The organism is Neptunomonas sp. ABH4_499, from assembly GCF_056160565.1.
The window spans coordinates 141,566-162,331 of record NZ_JBSWXK010000001.1 but is presented as its reverse complement, the minus strand read 5'-3'; the positions used below and the strand labels follow the sequence as shown (position 1 = coordinate 162,331).

Annotated in this window: 22 protein-coding genes; 18 read left to right on the top strand and 4 right to left on the bottom strand. The window is 49.1% G+C overall.

Translation table 11 applies throughout. The features are described 5' to 3' along the window. Positions 1-14 precede the first annotated feature (14 nt). The 4 genes from ACXAF9_RS00760 (at position 15) to ACXAF9_RS00745 (ending at position 3,483) form a co-directional block, all read left to right on the top strand. Positions 15-1,418: a mannose-1-phosphate guanylyltransferase/mannose-6-phosphate isomerase gene (locus ACXAF9_RS00760; RefSeq protein ID WP_475069319.1), complete on the top strand. Its 1,404-nt coding sequence runs from the start codon at positions 15-17 to the stop codon at positions 1,416-1,418. 60 nt (positions 1,419-1,478) lie between these two features. Next, complete coding sequence (locus tag ACXAF9_RS00755; RefSeq protein ID WP_475069318.1) at positions 1,479-2,123, top strand: hypothetical protein; 645 nt, start codon at positions 1,479-1,481, stop codon at positions 2,121-2,123. Between the two features lie 47 nt (positions 2,124-2,170). Next, positions 2,171-2,536: a hypothetical protein gene (locus ACXAF9_RS00750; protein WP_475069317.1), complete on the top strand. Its 366-nt coding sequence runs from the start codon at positions 2,171-2,173 to the stop codon at positions 2,534-2,536. 569 nt (positions 2,537-3,105) lie between these two features. After that, complete coding sequence (locus tag ACXAF9_RS00745) at positions 3,106-3,483, top strand: hypothetical protein (protein ID WP_475069316.1); 378 nt, start codon at positions 3,106-3,108, stop codon at positions 3,481-3,483. Here the strand turns inward: ACXAF9_RS00745 and ACXAF9_RS00740 are convergent. Then, on the bottom strand, positions 3,480-3,887 hold the full coding sequence (locus ACXAF9_RS00740) for a hypothetical protein (protein ID WP_475069315.1): 408 nt from the start codon (positions 3,885-3,887) through the stop codon (positions 3,480-3,482). The genes ACXAF9_RS00745 and ACXAF9_RS00740 overlap by 4 nt on opposite strands. A gap of 195 nt (positions 3,888-4,082) precedes the next feature. Between ACXAF9_RS00740 and galE the strand changes: the two genes are divergently transcribed. The 3 genes from galE (at position 4,083) to ACXAF9_RS00725 (ending at position 6,972) form a co-directional block, all read left to right on the top strand. Beyond that, positions 4,083-5,096 carry a UDP-glucose 4-epimerase GalE gene (gene galE, locus ACXAF9_RS00735; protein ID WP_475069314.1) on the top strand — a complete coding sequence of 338 codons (1,014 nt, stop codon included), beginning with the start codon at positions 4,083-4,085 and terminating at the stop codon, positions 5,094-5,096. A 3-nt stretch (positions 5,097-5,099) separates the two neighbouring features. Beyond that, complete coding sequence (locus tag ACXAF9_RS00730) at positions 5,100-6,467, top strand: MBL fold metallo-hydrolase (RefSeq protein ID WP_475069313.1); 1,368 nt, start codon at positions 5,100-5,102, stop codon at positions 6,465-6,467. A gap of 100 nt (positions 6,468-6,567) precedes the next feature. Next, positions 6,568-6,972: a VanZ family protein gene (locus tag ACXAF9_RS00725; RefSeq protein WP_475069312.1), complete on the top strand. Its 405-nt coding sequence runs from the start codon at positions 6,568-6,570 to the stop codon at positions 6,970-6,972. On the opposite strand, the gene ACXAF9_RS00720 is transcribed toward ACXAF9_RS00725, so the two are convergent. The 3 genes from ACXAF9_RS00720 to galU form a co-directional block, all read right to left on the bottom strand. Next, positions 6,947-8,215, bottom strand: a complete 1,269-nt coding sequence (locus ACXAF9_RS00720) for a nucleotide sugar dehydrogenase (RefSeq protein WP_475069311.1) — start codon at positions 8,213-8,215, stop codon at positions 6,947-6,949. The two genes, ACXAF9_RS00725 and ACXAF9_RS00720, sit on opposite strands and share 26 nt — an antisense overlap. Continuing rightward, positions 8,212-9,852, bottom strand: coding sequence for a glucose-6-phosphate isomerase (gene pgi, locus ACXAF9_RS00715; RefSeq protein ID WP_475069310.1), 1,641 nt, complete (start codon positions 9,850-9,852; stop codon positions 8,212-8,214). Before pgi ends, ACXAF9_RS00720 begins: the two co-directional genes overlap by 4 nt. Before the next feature lie 108 nt (positions 9,853-9,960). Then, positions 9,961-10,851 (bottom strand): UTP--glucose-1-phosphate uridylyltransferase GalU, encoded by an 891-nt coding sequence (galU, locus tag ACXAF9_RS00710; protein WP_475069309.1) that lies wholly within the window; start codon positions 10,849-10,851, stop codon positions 9,961-9,963. Positions 10,852-11,065: 214 nt separating this feature from the next. Between galU and ACXAF9_RS00705 the strand changes: the two genes are divergently transcribed. From ACXAF9_RS00705 to rplM, 11 genes are all read left to right on the top strand, one after another. Beyond that, the gene (locus ACXAF9_RS00705; RefSeq protein ID WP_475069308.1) at positions 11,066-12,265 is read left to right on the top strand and encodes an outer membrane beta-barrel protein; all 1,200 of its coding nucleotides are present in this window, start codon (positions 11,066-11,068) and stop codon (positions 12,263-12,265) included. Continuing rightward, positions 12,262-12,849, top strand: a complete 588-nt coding sequence (locus ACXAF9_RS00700) for a polysaccharide biosynthesis/export family protein (RefSeq protein ID WP_475069307.1) — start codon at positions 12,262-12,264, stop codon at positions 12,847-12,849. Before ACXAF9_RS00705 ends, ACXAF9_RS00700 begins: the two co-directional genes overlap by 4 nt. 29 nt (positions 12,850-12,878) lie before the next feature. Further along, complete coding sequence (locus tag ACXAF9_RS00695; RefSeq protein ID WP_475069306.1) at positions 12,879-15,080, top strand: GumC family protein; 2,202 nt, start codon at positions 12,879-12,881, stop codon at positions 15,078-15,080. Beyond that, positions 15,080-15,805, top strand: coding sequence for a tyrosine-protein phosphatase (locus ACXAF9_RS00690; protein WP_475069305.1), 726 nt, complete (start codon positions 15,080-15,082; stop codon positions 15,803-15,805). The genes ACXAF9_RS00695 and ACXAF9_RS00690 overlap by 1 nt, the downstream gene beginning before the upstream one ends. Then, positions 15,802-16,527, top strand: a complete 726-nt coding sequence (locus ACXAF9_RS00685) for a hypothetical protein (protein ID WP_475069304.1) — start codon at positions 15,802-15,804, stop codon at positions 16,525-16,527. Before ACXAF9_RS00690 ends, ACXAF9_RS00685 begins: the two co-directional genes overlap by 4 nt. A 75-nt stretch (positions 16,528-16,602) precedes the next feature. After that, a complete protein-coding gene (moaB, locus tag ACXAF9_RS00680) occupies positions 16,603-17,118 on the top strand; it encodes a molybdenum cofactor biosynthesis protein B (protein WP_475069303.1) in 516 nt (171 codons plus the stop codon). 105 nt (positions 17,119-17,223) lie between these two features. Further along, entirely contained in the window at positions 17,224-17,814 is a 591-nt protein-coding gene (locus ACXAF9_RS00675) for a TMEM165/GDT1 family protein (protein WP_475069302.1), read from the top strand. Between the two features lie 26 nt (positions 17,815-17,840). Continuing rightward, on the top strand, positions 17,841-18,200 hold the full coding sequence (locus ACXAF9_RS00670) for a CidA/LrgA family protein (protein WP_475069301.1): 360 nt from the start codon (positions 17,841-17,843) through the stop codon (positions 18,198-18,200). Between the two features lie 2 nt (positions 18,201-18,202). Beyond that, positions 18,203-18,919: an LrgB family protein gene (locus ACXAF9_RS00665; protein ID WP_475069300.1), complete on the top strand. Its 717-nt coding sequence runs from the start codon at positions 18,203-18,205 to the stop codon at positions 18,917-18,919. An 89-nt stretch (positions 18,920-19,008) separates the two neighbouring features. Next, positions 19,009-20,118 (top strand): cell division protein ZapE, encoded by a 1,110-nt coding sequence (gene zapE / locus ACXAF9_RS00660; RefSeq protein ID WP_475069299.1) that lies wholly within the window; start codon positions 19,009-19,011, stop codon positions 20,116-20,118. Between the two features lie 218 nt (positions 20,119-20,336). After that, positions 20,337-20,765: a 50S ribosomal protein L13 gene (gene rplM, locus ACXAF9_RS00655; protein ID WP_475069298.1), complete on the top strand. Its 429-nt coding sequence runs from the start codon at positions 20,337-20,339 to the stop codon at positions 20,763-20,765. The last annotated feature ends 1 nt before the right edge of the window (position 20,766 follow it).

The window sequence follows — 20,766 nt, the reverse complement described above, 5'->3', positions numbered from 1 at the left end:
TTAAGGATGAAAAGATGATACCGGTCATATTATCAGGTGGTTCGGGTACACGGCTTTGGCCGTTGTCCCGTACCCAGTATCCTAAGCAGTTTTTAAAACTGAATTCCCAGCTAACCATGTTGCAGGAAACAATGACGCGCTTAGGTCGTTTAGATTTTGTATCGATTATCTGTAACGAAGAACATCGATTCTTAGTTGCGGAACAAATGCGCGAAATCGACCAAAAATGCTCTATCTTCCTTGAGCCTGTAGGTCGTAACACCGCCCCAGCCATCGCTTTGGCCGCCTTGGATGCGGTTGAAAAAGAGCAGGGGGATGAGGCGTTGTTGGTGCTCTCATCCGACCATGTGATCGACCAAGCGGATGTGTTTCAACAAGCTGTCCAAACAGCAGAGCCTTTAGCCAAAGCGGGATACTTGGTCACTTTTGGTACGGTGCCGACCAAGCCAGAAACCGGTTATGGTTACATCAAAGCGGGTAGTACGGCTTTGGAGGGCGGTAACGCCTACCCCGTAGCACAGTTTGTTGAAAAACCCGATGCCGATACAGCGCAGCAATACCTAGATGCAGGTGACTATTATTGGAACAGCGGTATGTTTATGTTTACCGCAAACCGCTTCCTGCAAGAGCTAGAAGCACATCGCCCAGATATCTTAAGTGCCTGTAAAGCGGCCATGGCCACCACAACGCCGGATTTAGATTTTATCCGTGTCGATAAAGCCGCCTTCGAAGCCTGCCCGGATGATTCCATTGATTACGCCGTAATGGAAAAAACCGATAAAGCAGCGGTTATCCCATTGGATGCAGGGTGGAGTGATGTGGGTAGCTGGACAGCCCTTTGGGAAATAAAGCAAAAGGATGCTAACGGCAATGTACTGCAAGGCGATGTCATCACCGAAGGCAGTCAAAACTGCATGATCGTTGGGGGCGAGCGGTTGGTAACGGCACTGGGTGTGGATGACCTTATCATTGTCGATACCAAAGATGCCTTGATGGTTGCGCACAAGGACAAAGTGCAGGATGTTAAAAAGCTGGTATCGGCCATTAAAGATCAAGGCCGTAACGAGCATTTCCAACACCGCGAAGTGTACCGCCCTTGGGGTAAATACGATTCCATTGATAACGGCCAACGTTATCAGGTGAAGCGCATTACCGTAAAACCTGGCGAGAAGCTGTCGGTGCAAATGCATCACCACCGTGCGGAGCATTGGATTGTGGTATCCGGTACCGCCAGCGTCACCTGTGGCGAGCGCACCTTCTTTGTCACCGAAAACCAATCCACTTATATCCCATTAGGGGAAGTTCACGCATTAGAAAACCCAGGCAAAGTCCCGTTGGAAATGATCGAAGTTCAGTCCGGTTCTTACCTTGGTGAAGATGACATTGTTCGTTTTAAGGATAATTACGGACGCGCTTAAAAAATTCTTCAAAGTGTAACTAAGTAAGTTGCACTTTTTTAACTCAAACAAGGAGGTTGTATGAGTAAATCTATCTACATATCTGAAAAATTTAACTCTGATCCAGTAGGATTTTTAGCAAACGTAACAGACCTAAATGCATACCTACCCAAGCTTAGGCAAAGGGGTGATGCTTTATTTCTCTTAAATGGTCTGGTGACCTATAGGTCATTAAGCAATGATCGTAAAATTGCTTACATGGCTTATGTTTCCAGCTTAGATGATCGTTCGTTAGGTAGTAAGTTTTACAGTCTTGTTGCGCTGCAAGTGGCGAACCCCTACTGGTATAGTTGGAGCTTGACAGATATAGAGCTTAGAGAAATGCATGATTTTAACGCTGATGTAGCTTCTCACTTAAAAGTATTGGGTGTTGGTACAGCTGCAAGCTTTTCTCTTACCAAGGGTGCTAATACTTTTTTTGATTTGCTTAAAACTGGATCAAAAGAGTCCGCAATTAAATTAGCAAAATCTATGACAAATTTTGAGCTAGGTGAAAAAACGGTTTCTAGGTTCACGGGAAGTGCTTCGGCCATGAGAATGGGTGGTCATGTAACTTCCTACCTTACAGTTATGGGTGCTGTTCTCTATGTCTGTGCACAAAAAGACTCTGAAAGGGCTAAGCACGAACTGCTTCGTAGAGGCTTGTTAACAACAGATGATCTATAAATTTATATACGGGGGGCATTCCCCTCCGTTTTATAGGAAATCGGTTTATGATGCTTGTGCAGAGACTTAATAAACTTTGTAATAATGTATTTATTATAAAAAGTTTTTTTATATGCTTGTCCTTTTCTAGCTTAGTTTCGGCAGATATGAGTGCTTCGTTTAACGAGGGTGTTGATGCAGGGTACTTAATGATATGTATGGAAGCTTACCCTGAAAGTCCAGATTTTAAAGTATGGGAAAAGCAAAGTATTATTCTTAGATCAAAATATGAAGCTGATCAATATGATGAGAGGTTTACATTAGGTTTGATAGAAGTTGGTAGCAAAATTAAGCCCCTTGTGGAAGGTGGGAAATTCAATCATAACTTTTGCAATTCAGTATCCGCTAAGTATTATCAATTAATATCTAATTGAAACGATAAATTGAGGGGGGGTGATGAGTACTTTTTTATGGTTTTTTTCTGTATTTGTTACGTTCTATATTGTCTATGATTTGTATCTGATGCTTTTCAAAAAAGAAAATCGTGATGGCGATTTTTTAGTTAACCTTTCAGCTAGATTATCTGGTTTGGTTGTTTTTCCCCTAATGATTTTTTTTGACTTTGGCTTTCTTTTTTCTTTGTTTTTACTGTTTGTTTTGGTGTTGTTATTTTATTGTTTTTTTAGGTTGTGTAAATATATGGGTTTTTAAGTTGTTGGCTCTTTAGTTTTGATAAGTGCTATGTTGAAAGGGATGATGTATTTGGTTTCTTTTGTTCTAGCTGCTGCCGTCGGATTGTACATGGTTTACGTGGGTATCAAACATAATACCATGCAGGTTTTTTGTGTTAATCCTGTATCTAATGATTGTGAGTTTGATTACCTTTATGCCTTCTTTGTATTCGCGCAGTGGTTTATCCCATTTTTTATTATATTTGTCTTGGTGTTTTTAGTTGTTTCTTGGATACGAAAACGCTTACTAAACCTCTGAGTTAGGGCTTAGCATGTTATTTTTCTATGGCAAGTGGTTAGCTGTATTTGTACTTGGGTTTTGTACCCTTCCAGCCATTGCTGGCGATGATATGCAGTTACCAAAAAATGATAAAGAACGGCTTTATCATCTAAACCAAACGCTTTCCGCGAAGGCTTTGTTTAATGCCTATATGTCTGACGACAAGTTTCAACGTCGTCTTGCTGAGGCGTTTGCGCTAGGTGCTTTGAACGCTACGCAGGGCACCGTTTGGTGTGATTATGGTGTTTTATCGCCGGATGCCTTTCGCGAGCAGATATACACAGCTTTAAAACAGCATCAGGACGATGCGGCTGCAAATGTATTAGTGAATCATTTCGCTCAATTTTTACCCTGTAGGGCTGAAGGCTAAATAAATTTGCAGCTTAATAGTTTTTCTATCTTGCTAGAATCTTCAACAACATAGGTTTCGAGTAGCTTGTCTTTGCCACCATGATTTTGATAGTAAGTATTGATCATTTCGTACAAGATGGGTTCGGGTGATTCAACTAATTCGAAACTGTTCTTCCCTTGTTTTGCGAATATTACCGTCATGGACGGCAGCTCATTGATGTCGCTCTTGATTTCATATTCTTGGTGCTTGTAAATGAAGTTGTTTAAGTAAAACTCCCAGTCTGCATAAAGCTCGCTTTCATCGTTTTCGGTGGTGGATACGATGATTACTGGCGAACCATTTTTATACTGAGCACAAAGACTTCCCGCGTGACTGCAGCCATAGATCGCTAATAAAGAAAGAATTAATAAAGCGCGTAACATGTTTACACCATTAGTGGACATCAAGCCCATACACTTGTTTTTAATAACAGCTCATCGCAATCGTACACGAGAGAGGCTGCCGTCTGAATACCTTGAGGCATTGGGAATGTTTTCGAGCGTGATTTCAACATACCTTAGCCTTCGTTTCTCCTGTAAACTTAGCTCCTACCTCATGGCCAATAGTAAGGAATCATCATGCTTGTGCTCGTTACCGGCGGTGCCGGATACATTGGAAGTCATACCGTCGTGTTGTTACAAGAAGCAGGGCACGATGTCGTTGTATTCGATAACTTATGCAACGCCCACCCAGAAGTATTTAACCGCATTACTCGCATCACTGGCCAGCAAGCGGCCTTTGTAGAAGGGGATATTCGTGATAAAGCGGCGTTGGACCGAGTGTTCGATCAGTTTGATATCGATGCGGTTATCCACTTTGCAGGGCTTAAAGCTGTTGGTGAGTCAGTAGCCGAGCCGCTTCGCTACTATCAAAACAACGTTGAGGGTTCGCTCAATTTGTTTGAGGCCATGGCCAAGCATGGTTGTAAAAAGGTGGTGTTTAGCTCATCTGCAACGGTGTATGGTGACCCAGCGACCGTCCCGATTAAAGAGGATTTTCCACTATCGGCCACCAACCCTTACGGCCAATCTAAGTTGATGATCGAGCACATCCTACGGGATTTGGCCATTGCTGATAACACGTGGGAGGTCTCGATACTGCGCTACTTTAACCCCGTGGGCGCACACCCAAGTGGGTTCATTGGCGAAGACCCAAATGGTATCCCAAACAACTTAATGCCTTTTGTTGCCCAAGTGGCGATAGGTCGCCGTGATCAATTAAGTGTCTTTGGTGGCGATTACCCAACCGTGGATGGCACTGGTGTGCGTGATTACATCCATGTGATGGACTTGGCCGACGGCCATTTAAAAGCTCTGGATGCGCTTAACGAGCATCACGGATGCAAAGAATATAACCTAGGCACAGGTAATGGCTATTCTGTGCTGCAAGTGGTCGAGGCGTTTTCACAGGCCAGTAACCGTGATATTCCGTATACAATAGTGGATCGACGCCCGGGCGATATCGCGACCTGCTACGCAGACCCATCCTACAGTGAAAAGGCGCTGGGCTGGAAAGCTCAGTCCGGTATCGATCAAATGGTGGAAGACCACTGGCGTTGGCAGTCCCAAAACCCAGAGGGGTACGAGTCCTAATTTATGTTAACCCTAAAGCACCACGGAGCGGTCAACGGGGTTACAGGCTCCTGTCATGAGTTTGCCCTTGCCAGTGGCGAGGGCGTGTTGGTCGATTGCGGCTTGTTTCAAGGCGCAGAATCCGCCGGGCGTGAGCTTGGCGAGATTCAAATCGACTTCCCACTTGAGCACATCAAAGCCTTACTGGTTACACATTGCCATTTAGACCACGTAGGGCGCATCCCGCACTTATTGGCCGCAGGTTTCGATGGCCCCATCTACGCAACCGAAGCGACTGCGGCACTCTTGCCGCTGGTCATTGAGGATGCGGTCAAGGTCGGTGTCTCCCGCGACGAACGACTCATTAAACTGGTACTGGCCCGTTTGCAGGCACTGCTTAAACCCATCCCCTATGATGAATGGTTTTCTATAGATGGCTTGCCAGAAAGCAGCAAAGCGCGTGCTAAGTTTCGGGTGGCAGGGCATATTTTAGGCTCAGCTTATATCGAGGTTGACGCCGAAGGTGAGCGCGTCGTGTTCTCGGGGGATTTGGGCGCAACGCATTCGCCACTTTTGCCAGCCCCCAAATCGTCTTATCGGGCGGATCGCCTCATCATAGAAAGCACCTACGGCGATAAGCTTCACGAAGGGCGCAAAAAGCGACGTACAGCGCTTAAAAATACCATCGAGCACTGCTTAAAGGACCGTGGCGCGGTGCTGATCCCTGCATTCAGTATCGGCCGCACTCAGGAGCTCCTCTACGAGATAGAGGAGATCACCCATCGTCATGGTGGTGATTGGGAAAAGCTCCCGGTTATTGTTGATTCGCCGTTAGCGTCCGAGTTTACCGCACATTACCGATCCCTTCGTGAGCTGTGGGATAAAGAAGCCCGTCGCAAAGTAGCCAAGGGTCGTCACCCCTTAGCCTTTGATCAAATGATCACCATTAAGGACCACGCCGAGCACATTGCGATGGTCAATCGCTTAAAGCAATCGGGTTATCCGGCGATTGTGATTGCGGCCAGTGGTATGTGCACCGGCGGTCGGATTGTGAACTACCTTGAAGCACTGCTGCCCGATAACCGAACCGATGTGGTGTTTGTTGGGTATCAGGCCAAAGGCACGATGGGGCGTGATATTCAAACCTATGGCCCGCGAGGCGGCTATGTGATGATCGATGATAAGCGGGTGGATATCCGCGCCAGTGTGCACAGCCTAAGTGGTTATTCAGCCCACGCCGATCAAGCCAATCTGTTGCGCTTTATTAAGCGGATCTACCGTAAACCGAAAGAGGTTCGAATTGTGCATGGCGATGATGAGGCAAAGCAGGTGTTTGCCAAGCAGGTCAAAGCGTTACTGCCCGAGGCGCAGGTGTTGATTCCCACCGAATAGCGCCATGCATCAACATTAAATGATTCCATCCGTTGCTTTTTAATTTTTTAATTCTTTAGTTTTTAAATAGCTGCACTGAAACGAGTAAATGGGGTGCCGATTGAATCCATCTGTTAACGAAAACACCGAGCCACAACCACCCATCGCAAACCCTTTGGGTTGGCCAAGTGTATTGCGCTGGGTGTTGTTTATTACCTGTGTATCGGGTGTGTTGTACGCGATTTTTCGACCAACGCCGCCCGAAATGCTGTTTGATAACTCCGATAAGGTCGGGCATTTTCTGGCCTTTGGTGGGCTTAGTTTAACTGCGTTTATTGCGTTGAAAGGGCGTTTTGCGTGGGTAATGTGGGGCAGTTTGGTGCTGTTGGCCTTTGTGTTGGAATACCTACAAGGGGTGTTTTTGCCGCTTCGAACGTTCAGTGTAGAAGACAGCTACGCCAATGTGGTTGGCGTAGCCATCGGTTTTGCGCTGTGTCGGCTTATCGGCCGATTCCGTAGTAGGTAATGCCTAAGCTTTCCAGCAATGGGCGGCTGAACACATTTCGGCCGTCGACAACAACGGGCTGGCGCATTTGCTCCAGCATTGCCTCATAATCAGGGGACCAATACTCCGGCCACTCGGTCAACACTAATAGGGCATCGGTGTTTTCCAACGCTTCGTACTTATCCTTAAAGGTCAGTACTTGTGGGTGTCCGCCGTACAGGCGCTCCACATTTTCCAATGCTTCTGGGTCATGAATGCGAATCGTGACACCTTGGGCGATCAAGGCTTCAATCACACTTAAGCTGGGTGCGCCATCCAAAGCGGAGGTACCCGGCTTGAAAGAAGCCCCCCAGATCGCGACTTGCTTATCGTGTAAATCCGCCTCGTAATGACGCCAGAGCTTACGGAAGCACTGCTCTTTCTGCTTCTCGTTCTCACGGAGCACGGTATCCAACAGCTGGGAGTTACGTTTCTCGGCCAGCAGCTCGGATAATCCCTGAATGCTTTGTGCAAAGCTGTTGCCGCCAAAGCCACAACCGGGTGCGAGGTAATGGTGGCCAATGCGGGGGTCTGCGCCCATGCTTTGACGAACCACATCGATGTTCACGCTCAGTTGTTCGGCTAGGTTAGCCAGCTCGTTGATGTAGCCAATGCGCAGTGCCAGCATGCCGGTGGTCGCCATCTTGGCAAACTCCGCTTCGCGGGTGCTCATCACCAACATCTGGTCCAAATGACGGCTGAAAGGGCGCAGCAACGATTCGATCATCATATTGGCCCAAGGTTCGTCGCAACCGAGTGTCAGCGACTTAGGGTGCAGCGCATTTTCAATAGCCTCGCCCTGAACAATGTTCTCTGGCAAAAAGGCGACCACCTGTTGATTGGCAAGCGACAGCAGGCTTTGAAGCTCGTCGGTTGCGCCTACCCCAAACAGGGTTTGGTTGATGATCAACAGCTTCTCGCTTGTGTATTTGGCGAGGCGGGTCACAATCTGTTTCGCATCGCCCAATTGTGATGGGTTCATGCACAGTACGTGATGGCTAAACAAGCTGGCTTCGCCAGCGCTCATCAGCTGGAAACGCTCTGTAGAGTGTTCGGCTGCAATCAAATCTTTAAGGCGTGGCTCATTACGGGTGTTGGTGCCCATAATGTCCAGTGGGTTTACATCCGGATCATCGTGCACCAAATACACGTCGTTACCGGCTTGCGCTAAGCAGCCTGCGGTTACCCATGCGCCAAGCTCTTGTCCCCAAATTACGAGTTTCATGGGCGTTCCTCCTGCTTGGCGTGAATAATATCGAGTAACCCTTTGGAGGAGCTATCCAGGTTATCCCCAGTGCTCTCTTTAGCTAAAGGTTTCAGCAGGTCGGTGGCCATTTTTTTACCCAGTTCTACGCCCCATTGGTCGAAGGGGTTGATGTCCCAAATCACCGATTGCACAAAGGTTTTGTGCTCGTACAGGGCGATAAGCTGACCAAACGAAAACGGCGTAAGCTCATCTAATAACACGGTCGTGCTTGGTTGGTTGCCGCGATAGCGTTTGTGTACAGGTGCAGATTCGTTGTCATCCAAAACTGAATCACCCAGTGCCAGGATGCGCGACTGAGCCAAGCAGTTCGCCAGCGTAAGGGTATGTTGTTGGCGCAGCTCCGCATTACCGGTGTCTTGGTAGCGACGGGCTGGGGCAATAAAGTCACACATTACAGACTCGGTGCCTTGGTGCAATAGCTGATAAAAGGCGTGCTGTGCGTTCGGGCCGACTTCCCCCCAGATGATCGGGCAGGTGCGAAGCTCGACAGGCTCGCCTTGGCGGCTCACGCTTTTACCGTTACTTTCCATTTCAAGCTGTTCAAGGTACGCCGGTAAGTGCGCTAAACGGCCGTCATACGGCAGAATGGCGTGGGCATGAATACCTAAAAAGTTGATGTTCCAAACACTGATCATCCCCAGCAGAGTGGGTAAATTCTCTTCAAAGGGGGCGTTTTTAAAGTGCGTGTCCATGGCGTGTGCACCGGCCAGTAACTCTTTAAAACGCGGCATGCCGATTTTAAGCGCAATCGGCAAACCAATGGTGGACCACATCGAGTAGCGACCGCCTGTCCAATCCCAAAAGTTGAGCTGGCTTTTTTTCGGTATGCCCCACTCATCCATCTTGGCTGGGTTGGCCGATACACCAATGAAGTGACGGCGGTTTAAAATCTCATCTTTCACGCCGCTTGCACTGCGCAACCATTCGCGCGCCGTATTTGCGTTCGACAGCGTATCGATCGTTGTGAAAGATTTAGACGATAAGATAAACAGCGTACGCATCGGCACCAGTGTGCCCAAAAGATCCGCAATTTGGCTGCCATCCATCGATGAAACAAAGTGCACATTCAGCTTACGCCCGCTAGGTAGTTGGGCATTGGTTAATGCGCTGCAGGTCATGTAAGGCCCAAGGTCCGAACCGCCTACACCGATGTTAACAATGGTGTCGATGGGTAGGCCCGAGTATCCGCGCCATTGGCCAGATTGAATGCGCTCGACAATATCGGCCATTTTATCCAAATTGGCTTGCACATCCTCGACCAGGTTTTCGCCATCCAGCATCAAGGTGTCGCCCGCCGGTTGGCGCAGTGCGGTGTGTAATGCTGGGCGATCTTCCGATGTATTGATGTGATCGCCACGGAAAAGCCGCTCTTTCCATTCATCCATCTGGCAGGATTCGGACAGGCTTTTCAGCAGGGTAAGGGTGTCGTGTGTAATGCGCTGCTTGGAAAAATCCAACAAGAGTTGTTCGTTGCGGACGCTAAAATCGGAAAAACGGGTAGGGTTTTGCTGGAAAAGCGTTTTAAGGTGAACGGCATCCATGTTTTTGGCATGATCCTTCAGCGCTTTCCAGGCGGGTGTGTCTGTCACTCGCACAGTGTTGTGTCTCCAACAGGTGAGCTAAGCTCGAATCACCCAAACCACCCCACATACAAGGATGCGGCTCTGGGGTGGTGGGCGAGGGTTAAATGAGGTTAAGCGAAATTACTCGCACACCACACTTTTAACGTAATCGGTAAACTCGCTGCCCAAGTCTGGGTGGCTCATGGCAAACGCCATGTTGGCTTGCAAGAAGCCCATTTTGTTACCGCAATCGTAGGTTTTGCCTTCCATGCTGTAGGCGCGCATTGGGTGCTCTTTGATCAGCTCATCAAGCGCGTCGGTTAACTGGATTTCACCGCCGGCACCTGGTTGCGTGTCTTTTAATAGCTCCATAACGCGTGCTGGCAAAATGTAGCGGCCAACAATTGCTTGGTTGGACGGGGCTTCTTCGCGCGGTGGTTTCTCAACCATGCGCTGCACAGGCTGGCCTTGGCCAGGGTTCAGTGGCTTGCCGCCACAATCGACAACGCCATAACGCTCTACGTGCTCTTCTGGGACAGCTTCTACCATGATTTGCGCAGCGCCTGTCTCGTTAAAGTCATTGACCATCGCGGTCAAATCAGCACAGCCTTTACCCGGGTTATGGATCAGCATGTCCGGCAGCATAACGGCGAACGGCTCATCACCCACAATCGGTGCAGCGCACAAAACGGCATGGCCTAAGCCCAGCGCACGGCCTTGACGCACAGAGCTGATCGAGACGCCTTTCGGTAAAATGCCTTTCACATCATTCAGAATGGCGTTTTTGCCTTTGCGCTCAAGCTCGGTTTCTAACTCGTAGTGAACATCGAAGTGATCTTCAATCGCCTGCTTACTGCTGCGGGTAATTAAGATGATTTCGGTAAAACCTGCACCAACCGCTTCCTCCACAACGTGTTGAATAACGGGCTTGTCGACCACGGTCAGCATCTCTTTTGGGATGGCTTTACTGGCCGGAAGTACACGTGTGCCTAGGCCGGCAACAGGGATTACGATTTTGGAAAGTTTTGGCATCCTTAGCTCCAATGCTCCTTAAGGTGAGTCGATAAAGCGTAACCTGTGTAACAGGTAATTAATAGTGTCGGTGTTTTATAACACACTGCTGTTAATTTCTGAGATGTAACGATAAAATTATGTGTAATTTTTTTGCAGTGCAAGACAGTTATAATGTATTTTCTGTTTTGCAGTGCTATTACAGGATCTGCTTCTATCGGACTGAGGTTTTCAAATGGATAATTTAAAAGCACGCCCTTTGTACGCTGCAATAGCGGCATCGGTATTAAGTACACACGCGCTGGCCGTCGAGCCTGCGTCAGTAGACGTTGGTAATCTGGCACTTACGCCAACGTTGCAAGTCAAACAAGGCTATACCGATAACCTGTTCGACTCTGTAGACAACGAAAAAAGCACTTCGATCACTACGATCCGTCCGAGCATCAATTTGCAAGGTCAAAAAGGTGGTTTTACCGCTGGTTTAAACGCCTCTGTAGAACACGGTATTCACTACAGCAGCCGCAACGATGATTACACCGATAAAGCACTGTCGGTCTATTCCACCCTAGAATTCAGCGCGCGCACCAAATTAGACCTGATTGCCGAATATTTGAAGCTGCACGATTCGCGTGATGATAGCGGTGCAGGTGAGTCTTTGACAACCGCCGAAGCCGATAAAGCCAGCCGTTATACCCGTAAAAATTTAGGTGCGACGGTAACCTACGGTACACGTGAGTCAACCGGCCAAATCGTTGTTAAGGCAACGGTTTCTGATAAGCAGTACGATAACTTCCGTGATTTTACCGCGGCTAAGGATCAACAGACCCGTGGCTTAACCGGTACCTTCTTCTACCGTGTCTCACCTAAGACCCGTTTGTTGGTTGAAGGGCGTTACACGGATATCGACTATGACCTGGTGTCGGTAACTCGCGACAGCACTGTGACCAAGTTGCTGGTCGGTGCCGAGTGGGATGCAACCGCAAAAACCACCGGTGCAGCACGTGTTGGTGTAGCTCGTAAAAACTTTGATAGCTCTAGCCGTGATGATTTCTCCGGTGCGAACTGGGAAGTATCCATGAGCTGGGCACCTCGTACCTACTCTATCTTTGATATCTCAACTAACCGCGCAGCGGAAGATGCTTCAGCGGGTGAGGGTGATTACATCGATACCACAAGCTGGACGTTGGGTTGGTCGCACTCTTGGAACGAGCGTCTTGGTAGCCGTGTAAGCTATAACTGGTTAAACGAAGATTACGTTGATAGCCCAATTGGCAAAGATGATGATACAGAAACCGCGACAATCGGGTTAACATACGACATGCGTCGTTGGTTAACGCTGGGTGTGGATGTATCTCACGTGGCGTTTGATTCGAATCAGCCAAACGCTGATTACAAAACCAACAAGATCTTCTTTACGGTTGAAGGCTCTCTGTGAGCCTTCGTTCCGTTATATTCTCGTTATTTGAATGGATGGCATGGTTAAAAGGGATGATGAGTAAACTGACTGCACTTTTTGCAGCGCTGCTGCTGAGCTTTTCTTTGGGGGCTCACGCTGAAGGGATGTCCGACTACAGGATGAGTGTTGGGGATCTAATCAAAATTCAAGTCTACGGCGAAGAGGAGCTAAGCCCAGAACTTAGACTCTCCGATGCTGGTACAATCTCTTACCCCTTCCTAGGGGAGTTGGCCGCACTGGGTTTGACCACAGGCGAGCTTAGCCAACTGCTGTCTACCCGTTTAGCCGATGGTTACTTGGTTGACCCAAGTGTGAACGTGACCATCCTTGAATACCGTGAATTTTACATTGACGGTGCGGTCAATAAACCGGGTGGGTATCCATACCAGCCAGGCCTAACGCTACAGCGTGCAGTCAGCTTAGCGGGCGGCTTTACGGAACGTGCATCGTCCAGCAAGTTTTTTGTGGTACGCGAAGGTGCTGGTAACGAGCCAAACCGTTTGGATTTGAACTCTCCAGTTCAGCCTGGTGATGTCATCACCATTGATGAAAGTTTCTTCTAATTTAGCCCAGCTTTTTACGGAACACGCACGTGACTAAGGATAATGTTAAAGAGCAGGGAGCGCTTGATCGCCTGCTACAAGACGATGTAATCGATCTTCGCCAATATTGGCAAACCATCATGCGTCACAAGTGGGGCATTTTAGGCTTTGCGTTTATTGTGACCTTATTAACCACGTTAGCGGTGTACTCACTGACACCGATCTATCGTGCGACCGCCACCTTGTTGATCGAGTCGCAAGAAGCTAACGTGGTCTCCATCGAAGAGGTATACGGCCTTGAGGGTGGCCAGTCTGAGTACTTCACAACCCAGTTCGAGATTCTTAAATCCCGGAAACTGGCCGAAAAAGTCGTTGATCGCTTAGGCTTGGTAGAACATCCGCTGTACAACCAAGTGGAAGAGCCACTTTTGCCATTCAGCTTAGATATTCGCGATTACTTACCCTTGCCTGATGGTGATGAGGAGGTCGTTGAAGATAAGCGCCGTAAGGTGGTTGATGCCTTCATGCAGGACTTATCCATTGAGCCTGTGCGCAAATCCCAGCTGGTCAAAATCAGCTATGAATCCCCCGATGCGCAATTGGCGGCCGACATAGCTAACGCTGTGGGCGAGGCTTACATCGAGAACAACTTAGAAGCGAAGCTTGAACTCACCATGAAGGCGTCTTCTTGGTTGAGTGGCCGTATGGAAGTGTTACGTGCCGACTTAACGGCGGCCGAGCAAAACCTACAGCAGTACCGCGAGCAGGAACAAATCGTGGGTGAACGCGGTGGTTTAGACATCGCAAGCCAAGAGTTGGAACTGGTTGCCAGCAAACTGGTTGATGCGCGTCGTGAGCGTCTGGAAAACGAGAGCTTATACCGTCAAATCCAAAGTATCGGTAAAGGTAATCCATCGCGTTTGGAGTTAGTTCCTGGTGTGCTACAGCATCCATTGGTGCAGCGTATGAAAGAAGCCTACGCGATTGTTGATCAGCGCCGTTCGGAGCTGGCAAAACGCTACGGGCCAAAACACCCGAACATGCAGGCAGTTAACTCTGAGTTGAACGCAGCACGTGATGCATTGAACCGTCAGATTTTGTCGGTCGTTAACGGCATCGAGACCAGCTACAAGGTGGCATTGGCCAACGAACGCTCATTGCAAGCCACTCTGGATGGTACCAAAGGTAATATCCAAGACCTAAGCCGTAAAGAGTATCGCCTGCGTGAACTGCAGCAAGATGTAGAAGCGAAGCGCGCTATCTTTAATACCTTCTTGAAGCGTTTTAACGAAACCAGCGCAACGGGCGATTTGAACACAGCTAACGCACGTGTATCTGACCCTGCGGTGGTACCCGTTCAGCCTGCTAAGCCTAAGAAAAAGCTGATCATCGCCCTGGCCTTTGTGGTATCCGGTTTGTTTGGTGTTATGTTTGCTTTCTTGCTGCAAGCGCTAAACAACACGGTGAAAAACCCAGCCGAAGTGGAAAGCCGTCTTGGCGAAACCATGTTGGGCTTATTGCCACTGCTGCCACGCCGTCGTAAGAACCCAAATCAAAGCTACCGTCAGTTTATTGACCATCCGCAATCGCCGTATGCCGAAGGCTTACGTACGATTCGTACCGGTTTGATCCTGTCGGCGTTGGATGCCGAAAACAAAGCCGTTGCGGTGACCTCGAGCGTGCCGGGTGAAGGTAAAACGACGCTGTCCGTAGGGCTTGCGTTTGCGACAGGTCAGATGGAAAAAGTCCTATTGATTGATGCCGATATGCGCCGCCCTGCGGTGGCGAAAGCGTTGGGTCTTGATCGTAACCATGCAGGCCTCTCTAACTTGGTGGCCGGTACCGCTCAGATCAGTGAGTGTATTCAGCGTTACGAAGAGGGCAGTGTGGATGTCTTAACGGCGGGTACCATCCCACCTAACCCATCTGAGCTATTGTCGTCGAAACGCTTTGCATCGGTTTTGGATTTGCTGCACAGTAAATACGACCGCATCATTATTGACTCTGCGCCTTGTCAGGCGGTGAGTGATGCGTTGATCTTGGCGCCGCAAGTGGGGGCGATGATCTATGTTGTTAAATCCGATTCGACCCCTTACCAGCAAGCGCGTAGCGGTATTAAGCGCCTGCATGAGGTTAAAGCCCCGATTGTGGGTGTGGTCTTGAATCAGGTAGATGTGAAAAAAGGTGCGAAGTACGGTGACGGTGAATACGGCGGTTACTACGACGCATACGGTTATTCAGGAGCAAATTGATGTTTGATCTGCATTGTCATCTACTCCCTGGGGTGGATGACGGTGCCGCTGTGGTCGAGGATGCGTTGGATCTTGCGCGTATGGCGGCAAACGATGGTATTGAGCATATGGCGTTAACGCCGCATGTTCACCCCGGTCGTTACGAAAATACGCGCCGCTCTTTAGCGCCGCACTTCGAGCAATTCGAAGCGCGCCTTAAAGAGGAAGGTATCCCGATTACCGTTAACATCGCTGGCGAAGTGCGCTTGTGTGCCGAAATCCTTCAAATGGCGATGGTCGATGACCTGCCATTTTTGGGTGCATGGGAAGGCAAGCGTGTCATGCTGCTCGAGATGCCGCACAATCACATCCCACCCGGTACCGATAAGCTGGTTAAGTGGTTACAAAGCCGCGACATCGTGCCGATGATTGCCCACCCTGAACGTAACAAAGAGATTATGGCTTCGCTAGAGAAGATCGTACCCTTTGTCGAAATGGGGTGTTTGTTTCAGGTAACGGCGATGTCTGTTACCAATGATTTTGGTGGCCCAGCCCACGAGCGAGCACATCAGCTCCTTGAGCGTGGTTGGGTAACGGTCGTGGCATCGGATGCACACAACCGTGACCGCCGCCCGCCTATTTTGTCCCGCGCCCGCGAGGTGGTTAAAGCCTTATACGGTGAGGAGATGGCCGATGATTTATTCGTAAATAACCCCAAAGCCATCATTCAAGGATCTGCCGCGTGAGCTCAGCCACGGTGACTGATACGACGACGTCGAGCAAAAAAGGGCCTGCTTGGCTACCAAAAGCGGTGTTGGTCGTTGTGCTCTGTATTGCTATCCCTATTATTTATCTCTCCTTTCGCTTTGCGATGGCCGATATTTCGGCCTATTCGGTGAAATACGCCATCGAGTCTTGGGATCAAAAAGGCGAGCTAATCCCGCTGGATAAGATCGACCCGATCGCCGAAAAGGTGGATTCAGCCATTGGCTGGTGGCCAGACAACGCCGAGTACATCGAGATGAAAGCGCGTGTAGAGCTGTACCGCGCAATCACGCTGGCCAATGGCGAGAAAGATGTCGATGCGGCCATGACGCATCTAAACTCAGCGATTGATCTTCACAATAAAGCGATAGGGCTTCGCCCTCACTGGCCTTACAGCTGGGCAAACCGTACCTTGGTAAAGGCTTACACGGGTGTGTTTGATGCCGAGTATTTCGAAGGTTTTGCCAAAGCGACGCAATTTGGCCCGTGGGAGATCTCATCCAACCTTTCTTTGGTTGAAGCGGGCTTAATTGGTTGGGCTAAGCTCGATGACGCAACGCTTAAGTTGGTTGTGGCTGCCGCTGAACGGGTTGCTGAACACAAACCTAAGCGATTAGCCGCTTTGCTGGACCGCTATCAATTTAAAGCACCGTTTTGTGAATTAATGACCGAGTCCGATCAGCAGAAAAAAGCCTGTAAATAGGCGGCAAACTGGTGGCAAGGGCATGGCTACCTTGCGGTGTTGGATGGGGTTTACCTTAAGTGGGGTGTCATTTCTATGTCTTTGGTTACTGAAAAATTCTCGCTGAACCTTGCGGTGTTAACCGTATCCGATACCCGTACCTTAGATGATGATACCTCTGGTCAGTTACTGGTTGATCGCATCACTAGTGCTGGTCACGCCTTGGCGGACCGAGCCATTGTGAAAGATGATGTCTACGCCATGCGGGCGGTGCTCTCGCAATGGATTGCGGATGATGCGATCCACGGTGTGATCACCACGGGTGGTACCGGGTTTACTGCGCGCGACAGTACGCCCGAGGCCGTAACGCCATTGCTTGATAAACACATCGAAGGCTTTGGTGAGTTGTTCCGTCAGTTATCCTATCAAGAGATCGGTACCTCGACGGTGCAGTCTCGGGCGTTGGCGGGTGTGGCTAACCGCACCATTATTTTCTGCTTGCCAGGTTCTACCGGTGCGTGTCGTACTGGGTGGGATATGATCATCTCCGAGCAATTAGACAGCCGCCATAAGCCGTGTAACTTTGTCGAGATGGTCACAATACGCGGCTAATCTACCGCTTTTGCTATCGTCATTTCGGCAACAGCCTGTTACCCGTCTGTTGCCACTGCAGCTTCCTGCTTATAATGCCCTTGCCCTGTGTAATTAGGTTGTATCATGGAAAGCCTCTCTGCGGCGTTTGAAGCCTTTTCTCTCGTTTTTCTAGCCGAATTTGGCGACAAAAGTCAGTTAGTGGTGATGACCTTGGCGGCGCAGTATCGTCACTGGCCAATCATTGTTGGGGCGGTGTCGGCGTTTTCTATCTTAAATCTATTGGCTGTTGTGTTTGGGGTGGCGTTAGCGCTTTGGCTTCCGGGGTGGTTGGTGGCGTTGGTGGTGGCGTTGCTCTTCCTGTTTTTTGGGGTTCAGTCGTTGTTCTTTGAAGAGGATGAGGATGAAGACGCTCCGGTCAAAATGGGGCGTCAGCTGATCTTTTCTGTTTTTGCGTTGATCTTCTTTGCTGAATTCGGCGATAAAACCCAGTTGGCGGTCGCGGCTCTTGGCGGAATGGATAATGCCGTCATGGTGTGGGTTGGCGCTACAATAGCCTTGGCAGCTACCACAGTGCTTGGGGTCGAAATTGGCCGTAAGCTACTGCAAAAATTACCCTTGGTGTGGATTCATCGTACCAGTGGTGTGCTGTTCGTCATTTTAGGGCTTGTTGCTCTTTTCGAATCGTATCAAATGTTCCGTTTGTTACCTGCATAGCGTTTCAATCGGTAGGGAGTCTCCCCGTGTTAGTGGGCTTTTTGGTGTTGCTGCTGTGTCAGTTGCTGGGTGAATTGATCGTTATATTCACCGACTGGCCAATTCCAGGGCCAGTATTAGGGATGATATTGCTCATCGCTTTGCTGCTTATCTTAAAAAATACCCCCGAGTCCGTCCGTCAAGTGGCAGAAGGGCTGCTTAAGTATTTATCCTTTTTGTACGTACCGGCAGGTGTTGGACTGATGGTGCAGTACAAGCTGCTCGAAACCTATTGGTTTGCCTTAACCATCAGTTTATTGGTGAGCACGTTTTTGGCGATGTCGATTACGGCCATCATTTTTAAGCTGGGTGCGCGCCTTTCACGTAAATCCAAAGAGGAGTCCTAAAGATGGAGTTTTGGGTCTATTTTGCGGCTAAGCCTCTTTTTTGGTTAACCATCACCACGGCCGTGTTTTTGTTTGCGTGCTGGGTAAATCGCATGGCGAATGGTTCGTCTTTGGTGCATCCAGTGTTGGTATCAATGGCCATTTTGGTGTCTTTTTTGGTCATTACCGATACCGATTACACCACTTACTTTGAAGGCGCACAGTTTATTCATTTCTTGATTGGGCCTGCCACGGTCGCGTTGGCAGTACCCCTGTATGACTATCGCACACGCATTAAAGAGATGTGGCTGCACATTTTAATCGCCTGTGTTGTCGGGGCGTTGGTGGCGATGGTCTCGGCGGTTCTGATCGCCAAATGGTTTGGCTTGCCCAATGAGCTGTTACTTACGTTGGCCCCTAAAAGCGTCACCACGCCTATCGCCATCGGGATTGTAGAAAAGATCGGGGGGATATCATCCCTTGCCGCAGGTTTTGTTTTGATCACCGGTGTGATGGGTGGCTTTATGGCACCCTTGGTGTTTAAATTTCTGAAGATTAAAGACGACGCTGTTAAAGGTTTTGCTTTGGGTTTGTCCTCCCATGGTTTGGGCACGGCGGTCGCCATTGAGATGAGCGCTGTTGCCGGTGCCTTCTCTGGATTGGCAATGGGGCTTACCGGATTGATTACGGCGTTTTTGGTCCCCATTGTGGTGCATCTTCTGGGAATTTCGCCCCCTTGAGCCCTTCGTGCGTTAGCGCGTTTGATAATTAATAGGCGGCGCTGTAAAGTGCGCGCATCCAAGCACAGTGATCGAGGTATTCAACGCACATGACTCCGTTAGAGCGATACAAAAAGGATCTGCAACGGGACGATTTTTCGTACGACCCAGCGCAGGAGATGGCCGTTAAGCATTTGCAGCGTCTTTATGATGATCTGATTGCAGCTGAGCGTGAGCCAGAACCGACATCGCTGATGGATCGTTTAAAAAGCCGCTTTAAAAAAGAGGAAGTCGAGCCCGTTAAAGGTTTGTACTTTTGGGGTGGAGTAGGGCGCGGTAAGACGTATTTGATGGATACCTTTTACGATGCGCTGCCGATTAAACGTAAGATGCGTACCCACTTTCACCGCTTTATGCAGCGTGTGCATGGGGATTTGCAAAAGCTCGATGGCACAAAAAACCCACTGGACTCAATTGCAAAACAGTACGCAGAAGAAGCGCGCATCATCTGTTTTGATGAGTTCTTTGTATCGGACATCACTGATGCAATGATCTTGGGTGGTCTGTTCGAGAAGCTGTTTGGTCATGGTGTGGCTTTGGTCGCTACATCTAACATCGTGCCAGATGGGCTGTATAAAGACGGCTTGCAGCGTGCACGCTTTTTGCCTGCCATCGCGCTTTTAAATAAGCATACCGAGGTCGTCAATGTAGATAGCGGTGTGGATTACCGTTTGCGCACCCTAGAGCAAGCAGAGTTGTATCACTTCCCGCTGGATGCCGAAGCTGATGCTAGCTTAACCCGAAGCTTCGAAGCGCTAGTCACCGATGTCAGCAAAGCGCAAAAGGGCGAGGTGATTGAGGTGAATGGCCGTGGTATTCCGTCACGTCGCTCGTGCGAAGATGTGGTTTGGTTCGATTTTAAAGCCTTGTGCGAAGGCCCGCGCTCGCAAAATGACTACATCGAACTTGCCAAAGAGTATCACGCGGTGTTGCTCTCGAATGTGCCTCAGTTAGGGCGTACTAACGATGATGCAGCACGTCGCTTCATCAACTTGGTGGATGAGTTTTACGATTGCGGCGTTAAGTTGATCATCTCGGCGGCGGTTAGCATACCGGAGATCTACACCGAAGGTCGGTTGGAATTTGAGATTGCGCGAACGCAAAGTCGTTTGTTGGAAATGCAGTCCACGGAATACCTGGCGCGAGAGCATAAGGCGTAGTCGCGGCTACGCCACCTCTGTCCAGTAAAAAATTAGCATAAAGGCTCGATCTTCTATTGGCTTTTGGCTATAATTCGCGCTCCCTAAATTTGGGGAACGCAAGTTGGGGTTGTATTGGGCCTTCGGGCTTCAACTGCAACGAATAACTATAAGGTAAGTCGGCCCGGTTCACGAGATGAATCAGCTAAGACTTAAATGAAAGTAAAGGCGAACAATCGATGACTACTTTTGTTGCTAAACCAGCCGAAGTAAAACGCGACTGGTATGTAATTGACGCAGAAGGTAAAACTCTGGGTCGTATGGCTACTGAAATCGCACGCCGTCTGCGCGGCAAGCATAAGCCAGAATACACTCCTCACGTTGACACCGGTGATTACATCGTTGTAATCAACGCTGAAAAAGTGAATGTAACTGGTAACAAGCGTGCTGACAAAATGTACTACCGTCACTCTGGTTACCCAGGTGGTCTGAAGCAAGCTAACTTCGAGATCATGGTGAACAACAAGCCAGCGGAAGTAATTGAACTGGCTGTTAAAGGTATGCTGCCAAAAGGCCCACTGGGTCGTGCTATGTACTCTAAGTTGAAAGTGTACGCTGGTAGCGAACATCCACACGCGGCTCAGCAGCCAAAAGAACTGAACATCTAAG